Raw genomic sequence first — 15,856 nt, 5'->3', positions numbered from 1 at the left:
GCGGGTGCAAAAGTAGCACCTTTATTTACATTTACAAGCCTTTTTTTTATATAATTTCAATCTTTTTTATAAATCGCTGGTTTTGCGGTTTTTAAAATGCAAAGTTTTTTTGGCTGTGTGGGAGTTTTGGTATCTTTTGCCCTTGTTTTGCCTTGTTTTGCTTGGTTTTGCCGCAAAGGCACTAAGGCACGAAGGTTTTATGGTTTGCTTTTTTTATGGGTACTTTGGGTTGAAAAAGTCTCAAAGCTGTATTTTGGACTGGTTTTGTTTCGCGAAAAGATGCCCGCTTTACTCTTAAACTCAGATTTTCTTCTGAAAACTACTGCCCTAGCCCCGATAGAAGTGGAAATCCTTTTGCTTTTTTCTTTAAAAAGCAAAAGATTGGAACGGATAGCGGGAAATAGCTCCTTCTAAAAACTAAATTCCAATTCTGCAAAATCCAAATTTCAATTGGTGATGAAAAGAATCTTCTCCTTATATATAGGTAACAAAAAACAAACCGGCAGATTTCGGAAACTGTCGGGTCGTGGATATTAAGTTCTATTACTATATATAGGTATATTATTTTTTGTTGAGTGTTTTTGCCTTTTCTTCCCAATACTCCATCAAATCATTATAATTAACTGGATTTGCAGGTTTTTGATTTATTAATCGACCGGATTCAAATCCTCTCACAAGAATGGTTTCTATTAAATAGTCTTCATTGACTTGATAGGGCTTATATTCTGTTTTTAAACTTATGTCGAACAAATTGGCCGTGGTATTTGATACAAATGCCTTGAAACCACTTTTTAGAGTTCGAATTAATTCATAGGTTGTAATTCCGGTTTGACGATGAATTAATTTTACCAGAATTTGACCTTGTTTTCTAGAAAGCTTTTTAAGGCGTTCTTCAAATTCATTATTAAGGTAATCTTCTACAATTTTAAAATATTTCTTTTTCTCACGATTGGTTTTTAAACGGGCCATTCCTTTATTTAATGCTGTCAGTCTATCGGCAGCCAATTTTGCATACGGATATACTTTATAAACGCGGTTTTGAAGTATAAGAAATTGCTTTTGTGCTTCGGGATCTAGTTTCTCTTTAGAAATAATAATCTCAGGCAATTGAATTGTATCGCCTAAAATAGAATCTTGTTCGGTAAGGATATATCCCATTTCCTGATTTTCTTTTGGAGTAACCTGGGCCTGAGCTGTGAAAGAAATCAATATAAAAAACAAAATAATGTAGGTAAATCTCATAGAGTCATAATTTAAATGTAAAATTATATATTTATACACAACTCTAATACCAAATTTATAAATTAGCGCAAAAATATTTTTATGAGTACGAAATCTATCTTAAAAGATACCTCTATTGCTTTTCTGGAAAGCTACCTAAATAACGCCTCTCCTACTGGTTATGAAAGTGAAGGACAAAAACTTTGGATGAATTATTTAAAACCTTACGTTGATACTTTTATTACGGATACTTATGGTACTGCCGTAGGAGTTATTAATCCCGATGCTCCCTTTAAAGTTGTTATTGAGGGACATGCTGATGAAATTTCATGGTATGTAAACTATATTACTGATGATGGTTTATTGTATGTAATTCGAAATGGTGGTTCTGATCATCAAATTGCGCCTTCTAAAAGGGTTCATATTCATACTAAAAAAGGTATTGTAAAAGGTGTTTTTGGTTGGCCGGCTATTCATACAAGATTGCGTGATAAGGAAGAAACGCCAAAACTGAGTAATATTTTTATTGATTTAGGCTGTGAAAACAAAGAGCAGGTTGAAGCAATGGGTGTTCATGTGGGTTGTGTGATTACATATCCCGATGAATTTATGATTTTAAACGAAAATAAATTTGTTTGTCGCGCTATAGATAACAGAATGGGCGGTTTTATGATTGCGGAAGTTGCCCGTTTATTACATGAAAATAAAAAGAAATTACCTTTTGGGTTGTATATTGTAAATTCTGTTCAGGAAGAGATTGGTTTACGCGGTGCTGAAATGATTGCACAAACAATTAAACCAAATGTTGCTATTATTACAGATGTTTGTCACGATACGACAACACCTATGATTGACAAAAAAGTAGAGGGCGATCTTAAAATGGGCCGCGGTCCGGTAATTGCTTATGCACCGGCTGTACAAAATAAATTACGTGATTTAATTATAGATACTGCCGAAGAAAATAAAATTCCGTTTCAACGCAGTGCGATTTCCCGAGCTACCGGAACTGATACTGATGCTTTTGCTTACAGTAATGGTGGTGTGGCTTCTGCATTAATTTCGCTGCCTTTACGTTATATGCATACTACTGTAGAAATGGTTCATAAGGAAGATGTTGAAAATGTTATTCAATTGATTTATGAATCTTTATTGAAAATTGAAAACAATGAGACTTTTTCTTATTTCAAATAAAAAATAATTTTAAACGTCAATTCGGTTATTAACTGGCCGAATTGACAAATAAAAAACAGCATGAAAATTTTATTACTCGAAGACGATTTTACCTTATCTAAAGAAATCTCAACATTCTTTACTTTAAAAGGATTCGAGTGTATTCCTTATTATGATGGCTCATTATTATTGAAAAGATATTTTCCGTATGAATATGATTTAATTATTCTGGATATTAATGTTCCCGGAATAAATGGAATTGATGTTTGTAAAGGTATTCGCGAAGTCGATAAAAAAACACCTATTATAATGTTGACTGCTTTTAGTGAAATTGAAGATAAATTGACTTCTTTTGATAATGGAGCTGATGATTATTTGGTGAAACCTTTTCATTTTGAAGAATTATATGCCCGAATTTCATCTCTTTTAAGGAGAAAAGAAATTCCGCAACAGGTTGAGAAAAAAATTTCTATTGAAGATTTAGAAATATTCGAGGATGACATGAAAGTTTTTCGCTCTGGCGAAGAAATTAAATTAACTCCAAAAGAGTTTAAACTTATTATGATTTTGGCGCATGCCAAAGGAAAAGTGCTTTCTAAACAATTTATTGCCGAAAAACTTTGGGATTATCATATAGAAACCAATCAGAATACGATTGAAGTTTATATTAATTTTTTAAGAAAGAAAATCGACAAAGACCACGAAATTAAGTTGATTCGAACCAAAATTGGGTACGGCTATTATTTAAGCAATCAGGAATGACTTTAAAAAACCGGATATCACTTTTAGTAAGTTTATTATTTACAATCCTTTTTGGATTGGCTTCTACATTGATATTCGTTTTATATTCTAATTTTAGAAAAGAAGAATTCCGCGATCGATTACAAATAAAAGCACTTTCGAATATTAAATTACTTGTAAACGTTAAGGAAGTAGACGATCAGCTTTTGAAAATGATTGATCAAAATTCGATTAATAAATTGTATGATGAAAAGACATTGGTTTTTGATTCTCACTTCAAACTTATTTATAGCAGTATTGACGATGCCAAGATTAACTGGTCGATTGATGATTTAAAATATTTAAAAAAAAATAAAACCTTTTTTAAGCAGCAAGGCGATTATGAAGTTTATGGGGTTTTCTATGATACCAAAGACAAAGATTTTTATGCCCTTATATCTGCAACAGATGATTATGGTAAACGAAAATTACTTTTTTTACGATACACCTTAATTATATCTTATATCTTTTTTACTTGTATTTGTTGGGTCTTGACCTCATTTATGGTTAAAAAGGCAATGAGTCCTTTAAATACATTTCATCAAAAAATTAAAAAAATAAACGAGAATAACCTTGATACTCGTATTGCCTCTAAAAGCAATAAAAATGAAATTGATTTGATTGCAAATGAATTTAATTTCATGATGGATCGTATCGAAATCTCATATCAAAAACAAAAAGAGTTTACTGCACACGCTTCGCACGAGCTTAGAACTCCCCTATCCAGAATTACATCGCAAATTGAAAACACAATTGAAGATTCGGCAACCTCTATAAAGGGCAAAAGCTTTTTAAAAACAATTTTATCTGATGTGAATCAATTAACCGAATTAATTAATTCGTTATTGATTTTGTCTAAAATAGACAATAAAAATCATGAGAATTATGAAGTTCAACGAATGGATGAGATTTTATTTTCTGCTATTGAGAATTTAAATAAAAGCTTTCCTGATTTTGTTATCCTTTTTGAAATGGAAGAAAATGAAAATCTGGACACTGCTTTAGAAATAAAAGGAAATAAAAATCTGCTGGAAATTGCTATTAGTAATGTTCTAAAAAATGCTTGTGTTTACTCTGATAACAAACAAGCTATTGTAAAAATTAGTATTGAAAACAATGATCTTATTATTTCAATTTCTAATATTGGAAAGACTTTAACGGACAACGAACAAAAAAATCTTTTTCAACCCTTTATGCGTGGCGAAAACTCGAAAGGTACTGCAGGTTTTGGGCTTGGATTACGCATTGTAAACCGCATTTTAACGCTCCATAATGCCAAAATCATCTATAGTGTTCCTTTTGAAAACACGAACTTATTTCAGTTGATTTTTCATTCTAATTAGATTAACTTAAAATTTTAAGGTCTTTTTAAGTTCTTTCTTAAGGTGTCTTAAAGTCTCATGGTAGCATCTTTGTATCAAATAAAACCGATACAATGAAAAAGTTATTTGCAATACTCCTATTGATTTTAATACATCCGGTAGGTTTCGCACAAAAAACATTCACCTTAGAAGAGTGCGAAAGTCAATTTCTAAAAAACAATCTTTTCCTGCTTGCTTCTCAATATAATATTGATGCGGCAAAAGCACTTACGATTCAGTCGAAAATTTGGGAAAACCCAACGATTACAGCAGAATTAAATGCCTATAATCCTGAAAGAAATCAATATTTTGATATTGGAAAAGAAGGACAAAAAGCATTTGGTATCGAACAGCTAATTTATTTGGGTGGAAAAAAACGTAATGAAATTAAATTGGCGCAAACTAATGAGAAATTAGCCGAACTACAATTTAATGATTTATTAAGGACATTAAAACTACAATTACGCAAAAGTTTCTATACCGTTTATTACAACACAAAAAGTCTTGAAACGACTGACGATCAGTTAACTCATATTGAAGATTTAATCAACTCCTATTCTATTCAGGTTCAAAAAGGAAATATTCCTTTAAGAGATCTTGTTCGTTTACAATCGTTATATCTAAATTTTAAAAACGAACGAATGGAGGTTGTAAATGATAATATTGAAGAACAAGGAAACCTGAAATTATTATTGAACTCACAAGAAAATATAGTTCCTCAAATTTCTAAAGAAGAATTTAATAAATACCTAAAAGAAATTCCTTTTGATCTTAAAAACTTTCAGAATGAAGCAATTGCAAATCGCCCTGATTATCTGGCCAAACAAAAAGACATCGAAGCAAATGAACTGAATGTTAAATGGCAAAAATCACTTTCTGTTCCTGATATTACGGTTGGTGCCACATACGATCAGCGAAGCGGCGCATTTAACAAAGAAGCAAATCTTACACTTGGAATTCCTTTACCACTTTGGAACAAAAACAAAGGAAATATAAAATATGCCCAAACCATTTTAGAGCAATCAAAAGTCGAAAAACAAAATTTTGATCTGCAATTGCAAACCGAAATTACATCGGCCTGGAACAAATGGGATGAATCCCGTAAAAACTATATTGTGATAAAACCAACAGTGAATTCAGATTTTGAGGCTGTTTACAATGGTATTTTAACCAATTTCCAAAAACGAAATATCAGTTTACTGGAATTTACAGATTTCATGGAAAGTTATAATCAGGCGGCTGTTCAGTTAAATGAACTAAAGAAAAGAGTCGCTCTCTCCGGAGAAGAATTAAATAGTACAATCAACAAAGACTTATTTTAAAACTAAATAAAATGAAATATAAACTAATTATAGGAATTGCTCTTGTCTGTCTATCAATTGCAAGCTGCAAAAAAGAAGTTGAAAACCCTGAAACAAATACTTCTTTTGCATTAAGTGATGCAATGCTAAAAACGACTACAACGGCTGTGGCACAAACAGAACCTGTAAAAAATGAATTAAGTTTTTACGGAAAAATTACAGCTGACAATAATAAAATGATTGACGTTTATCCACTTGTTGGTGGAAATGTAATCAAAGTAAATGTAGAACTTGGAGATTATGTTCGCAAAGGTCAGGTTTTGGCAACTATCAGAAGTACTGATGTTGCCGATTTTGAAAAACAATCTATCGATGCAAAAGGTGATTTATTAGTAGCCAAAAATAAATTGAAAGTCGCTCAGGAATTATTCGACGGAAAATTAAATTCTGAAAGTGATGTTTTTGAAGCAAAATCAGAAGTAAATAAAGCACAATCTCAATTAAGCAAGATTCAGGAAACATATAAAATTTACAACATTAAGGCAGGATCTATTTATGAGGTTACAGCTCCAATTAGTGGTTTTATCATCCAAAAAAGTATCAATCAGGATATGCTTTTAAGAAACGACCGCTCTGAAAATATTTTTGATATAGCTGAAATTAGTGAAGTTTGGGCATTGGCTAATATTAATGAAATAGATATTAACAAAGTAAAATTAGGAATTGATGCTGATGTTACAACTTTAAGTTATCCTGATAAAGTTTTTAAAGGTAAAGTTGACAAAATCTTTAACGTGATTGATCCTGAAACAAAAGCCATGCAAGCTCGTATAAAATTGCATAATCCGGATTTTATGCTAAAACCCGATATGAATGCAAATATCAAATTATCTTATAATGAAGGAAAATCAATGATTGCAGTACCAAGTAAAGCTATTGTTTTTGATAAAAGTAAAAACTTCGTAATGGTATTTAAAGATCGCCATAATATTGAAACCAGACAGGTTGAAGTTTATAGTGTAGTTGGCGATGTTACTTACATTTCGAATGGTTTGAAAGAAAACGAGAAAGTTATTACAAACAATGAGTTATTTATTTATCGCGCTTTAAACGAATAAGACATGAACAAATTCATACGAAATATTATTGCTTTTTCGCTTAAGAATAAAGCATTTACCTTCTTTTGGGTAGGATTACTGGCTGTTGCAGGATTTATTTCTTTCAAAAATATGCCAATCGATGCTTTTCCGGATGTAACGAATACTCAAATTATTATCATTACACAATGGAATGGAAAAAGTGCTGAAGAGGTAGAACGTTTTGTTACTTCTCCTATAGAAATCTCTATGAACTCGGTACAGAAAAAGACCAGTGTTCGTAGTATCACCATGTTTGGATTATCTGTTATTAAAATTATTTTTGATGATGGTGTCGATGATACTTTTGCACGCTTGCAGGTAAACAACTTATTAAAAAATGTTTCATTACCAGATGATGTAGAACCAGATGTGCAACCTCCTTATGGACCAACCGGTGAAATTTTCAGATATATTGTAAAAAGTGACAGTCGAGACAGTAGAGAATTATTAACTTATCAAAACTGGGTTATTGATAAACAGCTTCGATCTGTTCCGGGTGTTGCAGATTTAAATGTTTTTGGAGGTCAGACTAAAACCTATGAAGTTGGTGTTGATCCAATAAAATTAGCAAAATACAACATTACTCCGCTTCAGGTTTATAATGCGGTTAATGCAGGAAACTTAAATGTTGGTGGAGATATTATCGAAAAGAACGGACAGGCATTTGTTGTACGCGGTGTTGGGCTTCTTAAATCCATTCAGGATATTGAAAATATTATTGTAGATGATGCGAGCGGAAATCCGATTTTGGTAAAAAACTTAGCTTCTGTTTATGAAAGTTCAATGCCAAGAGTTGGACAAACCGGTTTAGGAAAAAATGACGATGCCGTTGAAGGAATTGTTGTAATGCGCAAAGGTGAGAATCCGCAGGAAACATTGGCCTTAATTAAAGCCAAAATAAAGGATTTGAATGAAAATGTTCTTCCAAAAGACATTAAAATAGAAACATTTTATGACCGTGATAATTTAATGAATTTCACGACAGAAACCGTAATGCATAACTTATTTGAAGGTATTATTCTGGTAACCTGTGTTGTATTTCTTTTTATGGCAGACTGGAGAACAACTTTTACAGTTTCAATTGTTATTCCGTTATCGTTATTGTTTGCCTTTTTGTGCCTGAAAATGATGGGAATGAGTGCCAATTTGTTGAGTTTGGGTGCAGTCGATTTCGGAATTATTATTGATGGTGCGGTGGTAATGGTCGAAGGATTATTTGTGGTATTGGACCACCGTGCACATCAATTAGGAATGACGGCTTACAATAAAATTGCAAAAGGCAGCTTGATTAAAAAAACGGGAGCTGAAATGGGTAAAGCTATTTTCTTTTCTAAATTAATCATTATAACTGCTTTACTTCCAATTTTCTCCTTCCAGAAAGTAGAAGGTAAAATGTTCTCTCCTCTGGCTTATACATTAGGTTTTGCCTTGATGGGTGCATTACTTTTTACTTTAACATTAGTACCGGTTTTATCACATTTACTTTTAAATAAAAATGTAAAAGAAAAGAATAATCCTTTTGTTAATTTCTGGGATCGAATTGTAAGCAAAAGTTTTGCCTGGACATTTAAGCATAAAGTAAAAACCTTAATCGCTTCCACAGCCATTTTAGTAACGGTTTTCTTTTCTGCGACATTTTTAGGAACTGAATTTTTACCACAATTAAATGAAGGCGCTTTATGGGTAACGGCCGAACTGCCAATGAGTACTTCTTTGCCGCAAAGTGTAGAAACAGCTGCAATGATTAGAAAAGATCTGGAAACTTTTCCTGAGGTAAAAAATGTTTTATCACAAACGGGAAGAAGTAATGACGGAACGGATCCGAATGGTTTTGGGTTTATCCAGCTACAGGTTGATTTGAAACCTAAATCAGAATGGACGCGAAAAATCACAATGGATGATTTGATTAATGAAATGGATCAGAAATTAAAAGTTCATCAGGGAATTACATATAATTATTCTCAGCCTGTTATTGATAACGTTGCTGAATCTGTTGCCGGTTTTAAAGCCTCAAATGCGGTTAAAATATATGGTGATGATCTTGACAAATTGGATGAATTATCAAATGAAGTTTTAGCACAAATAAAAGATATTCCGGGTATTAAAGATGCCGGAATTTTAAGAAACGTTGGGCAACCGGAAATAAGTGTAATTCTTGACAGAGATAAAATGGCCGCTTATGGAGTGACTTTAAGTGATGCTCAAGCTGTTCTGGAACTTGCTTTTGGAGGAAAAACAGCCACTCAAAAATATGAAGATGAAAAGAAATTTGATGTAAGGGTTCGTTTTTCTAAAGAATACCGTAAAGATGAAAATGACATTGCTGAATTAAAGGTTCCAACAATTAGCGGAATCAAAATTCCATTGAAAGAAATTTGCGATCTAAAAACCGTTACGGGCCCGGCTTTTATTTACAGAGATAATACCAAACGTTTTATTGGAGTTAAATTTTCTGTACGTGATCGTGACTTAGGAAGTACAATTGCTGAAGCACAGGCAAAAGTGGCAAAAATGAAACTTCCAAACGGATATACTGTTGGCTGGACAGGCGAATTTGAAAATCAGGTTCGTGCCAGTGCGCGTTTGGCTCAGGTGGTTCCAATTAGTTTAATAGGGATTTTTGTTTTACTGTTTATTTTATTCGGAAATATTAAGGATTCATTACTTGTTTTGGCGAATGTTCCGTTTGCAATTATCGGGGGAATTATGGCTTTACACCTGACTGGAATGAATTTTGGAATCTCTGCCGGTGTTGGTTTTATTGCCTTATTAGGAATTTGTATTCAAAATGGCGTGATTTTAATTTCTGAATTCCACCATAATCTAAAAGCAAAATTATCTCTCGAAGAATCCATTTTTATGGGAGTAAAAGCCAGAACGAGAGCTGTAGTTATGACGGCGCTGATGGCCTCAATAGGTTTAATGCCAGCTGCAATTTCAACAGGAATTGGTTCTGAATCGCAAAAACCACTTGCAATTGTAATTATTGGAGGACTAATTACTGCAACAATTTTAACATTACTAGTGTTCCCAATTATATTTTGGGTATTCAATCGAAAAAAACACGTTCCCATTGAATAGTTTTAAAAATAAATTAATTTGGTTTGATTAATTTGACTTGGTTTTAAAAAGAAAAGCATCATTAGTATTAATGGTGCTTTTTCTTTTTTAAGCTTTAAGGCTTTTTTAGATCAAAAAAATGAATTTTACCACAGAGTTCACAAAGATTTTTTACTAGTGGCCTTTAATAAAAACACAAAGTTCGCAAAGCTTTGTATTGATTTAGCTTTGCGAACTTTGTGTGTAAGTAGGAAGTCTATTGAGTAAAAATTTTTGTGAACTCTGCGGTAAATAATTAGTCGATGATAATTGATTTCAAATGGGCACAAAAAAAAGACCCTCTGCTCAAAGAAGATCTTTTTTGTATACTAACTCAAACTTTTTTTAACTATTATTTTAAATCTTTCAAAAGAGCGATTGCATCTGTTGCGTTTGATAATTGTGCGTATTTTAAAGCTGTATATCCTTTTTCGTTTTTGTCACCAGGACGAGCGCCGCTAGCTAATAAAACTTTAATAATTTCAACTTTGTTGTAACGTGCAGCTGTCATTAAAGGAGACATATCGTCTGACTTTTCATTAACGTTAGCACCATATTCAATAAATTTTTTAACTACTTCGATGTCACCTTTACTAACAGCAACATTTAGTGGAGTTGCATCCCAAGCTGAAACTTCAACTGGTTGTTTTACTACTAATTGTTGATTTGAAGCCATTGAAACATTTGCAAATGCAACTAAAGCTAGTCCTAAATAAATAACTGAATTTTTCATAATGATTTGTGTGTTAAATTGATTGATAAATATTTGATTGATAATGGGTTGTTGTTAAATTCTATACAAATGTAAATTAAATTCCGGTATATTGCATTGCAAGGTACTTTGTTTTAACTAATTCTTAACGTTTAATTAATAAACTAATAATGACAAGAGCGTTTAATTGACGTTTCCATATAATAGACGCTGCAAAAGTAAAAATGTTACACTTAATTGAATATTTTCTGAAAAATAATTCGCGAAATATTCAGAAAACGGACAAACAATCCTCCATCTTTTTAACGTTAGTTCAGAAGGAAGTGCAAAAAAAGCTCTGGAATTAAACAAAAACTAAATTAATAGTGAGTAAATTATAAATTAACAATCTAAATACGTCAATTTTAAAGAAAAGTTAAAAAGAAAGAAAATACACCGGATTTAAAAACATTTCTTTAACATTTTTTGCAATAAATTGCATAAATAAGGGTTTTGAAATTTGTATTTTAACTTAAAAACGCACTTCATAAAAAGAAAAAATCAAAAAAAAATGTGAAAGCAATTTGAAGATTTAGAAACAAAACAAAAAAGCCACAGATTACACGATTAAAAGATTGTAAAATCAAATTAATCACATAATCTGTGGCTAAATATTCTCCAGCTTATCCTAAAGATAATTCTCTATAAGATAAGACAAGATAAAATAATTATTTTTTAGATGCGAGATATTCTACGACGTTTTTTTCAATACGCTCATCAATATTGTCAATGTTAGCCTTAACAAATTTTTCTCCTAAAATATTCTCGTATAATTCAATATATCTTTCTGAAACAGATTCTATATAAGCATCTGTCATTTCTGGAATTTGTTGCCCTTCTTGCCCTTGGAAACCATTTTCGATCAACCAGCGACGAACAAACTCTTTAGATAATTGTTTTTGTTCCTCTCCTTTTTCCTGTCTTTCCTGATAGCCATCAGCATAAAAATAACGAGAAGAATCAGGAGTATGAATTTCATCAATTAAAACAATAACACCGTCTTTTGTTTTTCCAAATTCGTATTTAGTATCAACTAAAATCAAACCACGGCTTGCAGCAATTTCAGTTCCCCTTTGGAACAAATCACGTGTATATTTTTCTAAAACTATATAATCTTCTTCAGAAACAATTCCTTTTGCTAAAATGTCTTCACGGGAAATATCTTCGTCGTGAGAACCATTATCTGCTTTTGTAGTTGGCGTGATAATTGGTTCCGGAAACTTATCGTTTTCTTTTAAACCTTCGGCCATGGTTACTCCACAAATTTGTCTTCTTCCTGCAGCGTATTCACGGGCAGCATGACCGGAAACATATCCACGAATTACCATTTCTACTTTAAAAGGTTCACATAAATGTCCTACAGCTACATTAGGATCGGGCGTTGCAATCAACCAGTTTGGTACAATATCTTCTGTTAATTCCATGAATTTTGTCGCAATCTGATTCAAAATTTGTCCTTTGTACGGAATTCCTTTTGGCAAAACCACATCAAAAGCCGAAAGTCTGTCCGTTGCCACCATTACCAAAAGTTCATCGTTAATATTATAAACTTCTCTAACTTTTCCTCGGTAAACTGATTTTTGATTTGGGAAATTAAAATTTGTAGTTGTGATTGTATTGCTCATTATCCTAAAGTTGTGTTTTGTTTTATGAATGCAAATTTAAAACTATTTCACAGAGTTACACAATGAAAAGACAGAGATCATCAAGAAATGTGATATTTTATAAATTATAATCTTTTTAAAAAGATAATATTCCAACAAACGTATTAATTATCTGCCATTTAAAATACAAGAAGGAGCTATCTGAAATTCAAAATCCCCTTACCTAATGTTTTTATTGAAGTATCAAAACTTTCTACAGTTGTATCAGACAATCTTTTTATATCAGCATTGCTTACCATATAAATTTGTCCCTGATCTTTTGCGGGAGCAATTGGTACAAAAACCACGGCATTTCCGTCTGTGTTTTCGTCAATTAAATAAGCGGGTTGCCAATAGGTGCCTAGCTTCAATAAAACCGGTAAATTGGCAGTTGGATTTTTTGCTTTTTTGATCAGTTTTTCTTCTGCAAGCTTTTTATTTTTTTCGTAACCCGGCAAAAAGACCATTAATTTATCATCAATCCAGTCTGTTAATCTTTTTAAGAAAGAAAACTGCATTAGATAACCACTGAAATAAATCAATAGAATTAAAAATATTCCACCAATAATGTCACTCCCAATTGTCCCTAAGAATTTATCGATATTCAAAAAGTGAGCAAATTTATCTCCGTACTTTCTAAAAAATCCCCAAACTTTTTCGAGGATCATAAAAAACACAACCAACGGTAATAAAAGAATAATTCCTGAGATACAATTTCTTTGAACCTGAAGTAAAAATTTTTTCATGGTATTGCAGATTAAATTAATATCAAAAAAAAACTTATCCAAAAATCAGATAAGTTTTACAAAATTAAAAATTTAGTACCAATAAGCAACACACCAACTGGTTAATTATTTAAATACTAATCGATTACAAATTCTTTGTTTAGTATTTTAGATGAAATATATCTTGCAACGCCATCTTCAGCATTGGTTTTTATAACTTCTAATTCAGGTAAAGTTTCTTTTAATAATGCCGGAGCGTTCCCCATAATTAAACCCTTTCCTGACGCGGATAACATTTGAACATCATTAAAACCATCACCAAAAGAAACAACCTGTTCTAATGTAAAACCTTCTTTTTCTAATACCGTTTCAATCGCAACTGCCTTATCTATAGATTTATCCATAAATTCTAAACAAGTTGGTAAGCTGAATGCGTGATGCAAATGCTCAGAAGAATTGGCTAGAATATCATCTTTTAATTTTACTAATTTTTCGTGATTGTCACAGGAAAAGAAAATCTTAATGGCGCCAAAGTCTTCCAGTTTTTTATAATCAACCAATTCAGGGCGGTAATTTAATTTTTCCTGAAAAGCATTTAATTTCTCACTTACTTTATTCGTTTGCCAAACATTTTCTTTAAATAAAACAACTGTAATTTCAGGATCAATTTCAACATTTAATGCCGCTTTTACAACATCGCTATCTAAATTAAAAGAGAATAATTCTTCTTTTTCCGGAGAATGAATTCTCGCTCCGTTTGAACTTACTAAGTAAACCGGTACTTCCAGTTTTTCAATAATAGCCATTGCGTCAAGATGATGACGTCCTGTGGCTACAACTATAAGATAATTTTGATTGTGAAGCTCCTGAAAAATTGATTTAGTGTAATCTGATATTTTGTGCTGAGTGTTGAGTAAGGTTCCGTCTAAGTCACTTACAACAACTTTTATATTCTTAAGTTTAGAAGTCATATTAAAATCAAGTATTTATGATATACAAATCTACGATTTTAACAACAGTTGAGCAAAGATTACAAAGCATAAAAGCGCCAGGACAGGCAAGTTTATTATTTATTTAACTATTTGGTTAAATAATACATTATCCCTATTTTAAATCCTTACAGCTCCCGAATTATATAAGTTCAGGGCTTTTTGTAAAATAATTTCGATTCTGTCCAATGGCAGATCTTCATTAGAATCGACCAGCATAATTTTCATTCGCGATCGTTTATCCTGCACTAAAAAAGATTCATTAAAATAGGATCCTTCTACTATTCCAATATAAGGTTTCTTACGTTTTTTATCTATCCATAAATAGCAAAACATCTTACCTTTATAGTAAAAAAAAGGCATCCCGTATTTAATTACATTAGTGATATTTTTGTCTCTTCTTAAAATAATATCCCGCAACGCAATTAGTGTTCCTTTTACAGGTTCTTCCTGGTTTAAATAAAATTCATCTAGCTGATTCATCGGCGCATAACTTTTTTTATTGTGCTAAAAAGTACCTGCAAATTTATAAAGGAAGAATCATTATTTATTTAAAAAAAATTAATTTATAAGTAATTTTAACTTAACTTGTAAAGTTTTACTTAAAAAAAAATATTCGTTTTATGCATTTTTAAAAAAAATGCATAAAACGAATACTAAAACATCAAAAAAACAGTTACGATTAAATCAAATATTTAAATTTAGTATTAATCGTGATTTTCAATTTGTTTATAAGCATCGATTACCTTTTTCACTAATCTGTGGCGTACGATATCTTTATCATCGAGATAAATAATACCAATTCCGTCAACGTCTTTTAAAACCAAAATAGCTTCTTTCAGACCAGAAATAGTTCTGCGTGGCAAATCGACCTGTCCCGGATCACCCGTAATCATGAATTTTGCATTTTTTCCCATACGGGTCAAAAACATTTTCATTTGAGAGTGGGTTGTATTTTGCGCCTCGTCAAGAATTACAAAAGCGTTATCAAGTGTGCGCCCACGCATAAATGCCAATGGCGCAATCTGAATAATTCCTTTTAAAATGTAATCTTCGAGTTTTTCATTGGGTAACATATCGCGCAAAGCATCATAAAGAGGCTGCATATACGGATCTAGTTTTTCTTTCATATCGCCGGGCAAAAAACCAAGATTCTCTCCTGCTTCTACCGCCGGGCGCGTTAATATGATCCTTTTTACTTCTTTCTCCTTAAGCGCTTTAACGGCCATTGCCACACCTGTATACGTTTTTCCTGTTCCAGCGGGACCAACTGCAAATACCATATCATTTTTTTTGATGGTATCTACCAATAATTGCTGGTTGGGCGTCATGGCTTTAATTATTTTACCGCCAACACCGTGCACTAAAATTTTGTCATGATCATATGATTTTCTTTCATCCTGACCATCACTCATAATGACACGTTCGATAACATTATCATCAATGTTATTGTATCTCGTAAAATGAAGCATTAGTCTTTGAAACCTTTTCTCAAATTCATCTAAAACTTCTTTTTCGCCAAATGCTTTCAAAGTAGTACCTCTCGCAACGATTTTAAGCTTTGGATAATACTTTTTAATTATTTCAAGATGAGTGTCCTGAGCGCCCCAAAAGTCTTTTGGAGCGATGTCTATGAGCTCGATTATTCTTTCGTTCAAATGAGGTAGTTTTAAATTA

General features: G+C 32.0%; 13 protein-coding genes. 6 read left to right on the top strand and 7 right to left on the bottom strand.

Annotated features, from left to right (window positions below; translation table 11 throughout):
* Nucleotides 1–561 precede the first annotated feature (561 nt).
* Complete coding sequence (locus tag SD960_RS21870; protein WP_318805974.1) at nt 562–1,242, bottom strand: DUF4294 domain-containing protein; 681 nt, start codon at nt 1,240–1,242, stop codon at nt 562–564.
* 81 nt (nt 1,243–1,323) lie between these two features.
* On the opposite strand from SD960_RS21870, the gene SD960_RS21865 reads away from it, so the two are divergent.
* The 6 genes from SD960_RS21865 to SD960_RS21840 all read left to right on the top strand — a co-directional run bounded on the left by SD960_RS21865 (nt 1,324) and on the right by SD960_RS21840 (nt 10,053).
* Nucleotides 1,324–2,412, top strand: coding sequence for a M42 family metallopeptidase (locus SD960_RS21865; RefSeq protein WP_302096416.1), 1,089 nt, complete (start codon nt 1,324–1,326; stop codon nt 2,410–2,412).
* Between the two features lie 60 nt (nt 2,413–2,472).
* Entirely contained in the window at nt 2,473–3,153 is a 681-nt protein-coding gene (locus SD960_RS21860) for a response regulator transcription factor (RefSeq protein WP_318805973.1), read from the top strand.
* Entirely contained in the window at nt 3,150–4,514 is a 1,365-nt protein-coding gene (locus tag SD960_RS21855) for a HAMP domain-containing sensor histidine kinase (protein WP_318805972.1), read from the top strand. Before SD960_RS21860 ends, SD960_RS21855 begins: the two co-directional genes overlap by 4 nt.
* A 92-nt stretch (nt 4,515–4,606) precedes the next feature.
* Entirely contained in the window at nt 4,607–5,854 is a 1,248-nt protein-coding gene (locus SD960_RS21850; protein WP_318805971.1) for a TolC family protein, read from the top strand.
* Between the two features lie 11 nt (nt 5,855–5,865).
* Entirely contained in the window at nt 5,866–6,951 is a 1,086-nt protein-coding gene (locus SD960_RS21845) for an efflux RND transporter periplasmic adaptor subunit (protein ID WP_318805970.1), read from the top strand.
* Nucleotides 6,952–6,954: 3 nt separating this feature from the next.
* On the top strand, nt 6,955–10,053 hold the full coding sequence (locus SD960_RS21840) for a CusA/CzcA family heavy metal efflux RND transporter (RefSeq protein WP_318805969.1): 3,099 nt from the start codon (nt 6,955–6,957) through the stop codon (nt 10,051–10,053).
* A 370-nt stretch (nt 10,054–10,423) separates the two neighbouring features.
* Here the strand turns inward: SD960_RS21840 and SD960_RS21835 are convergent, their stop codons facing one another.
* From SD960_RS21835 to SD960_RS21810, 6 genes are all read right to left on the bottom strand, one after another.
* Entirely contained in the window at nt 10,424–10,804 is a 381-nt protein-coding gene (locus SD960_RS21835) for an ankyrin repeat domain-containing protein (RefSeq protein ID WP_318805968.1), read from the bottom strand.
* Nucleotides 10,805–11,490: 686 nt separating this feature from the next.
* Nucleotides 11,491–12,447 carry a phosphoribosylaminoimidazolesuccinocarboxamide synthase gene (locus tag SD960_RS21830; RefSeq protein WP_318805967.1) on the bottom strand — a complete coding sequence of 319 codons (957 nt, stop codon included), beginning with the start codon at nt 12,445–12,447 and terminating at the stop codon, nt 11,491–11,493.
* A gap of 176 nt (nt 12,448–12,623) precedes the next feature.
* Nucleotides 12,624–13,211, bottom strand: coding sequence for a hypothetical protein (locus tag SD960_RS21825; RefSeq protein WP_318805966.1), 588 nt, complete (start codon nt 13,209–13,211; stop codon nt 12,624–12,626).
* A gap of 116 nt (nt 13,212–13,327) precedes the next feature.
* Nucleotides 13,328–14,161, bottom strand: a complete 834-nt coding sequence (locus tag SD960_RS21820) for a Cof-type HAD-IIB family hydrolase (RefSeq protein ID WP_318805965.1) — start codon at nt 14,159–14,161, stop codon at nt 13,328–13,330.
* A gap of 138 nt (nt 14,162–14,299) precedes the next feature.
* Nucleotides 14,300–14,662, bottom strand: a complete 363-nt coding sequence (locus SD960_RS21815; protein WP_318805964.1) for a DUF1801 domain-containing protein — start codon at nt 14,660–14,662, stop codon at nt 14,300–14,302.
* Nucleotides 14,663–14,886: 224 nt separating this feature from the next.
* Nucleotides 14,887–15,837 carry a PhoH family protein gene (locus tag SD960_RS21810; protein WP_042566466.1) on the bottom strand — a complete coding sequence of 317 codons (951 nt, stop codon included), beginning with the start codon at nt 15,835–15,837 and terminating at the stop codon, nt 14,887–14,889.
* Nucleotides 15,838–15,856: the final 19 nt, after the last annotated feature.

Origin of the sequence: Flavobacterium sp. MMLR14_040 (assembly GCF_033657265.1) — a bacterium.
Classification (GTDB): domain Bacteria; phylum Bacteroidota; class Bacteroidia; order Flavobacteriales; family Flavobacteriaceae; genus Flavobacterium.
Note: the sequence above shows the minus strand (reverse complement) of the source record. Positions and strands in the feature narration are given on the sequence as shown.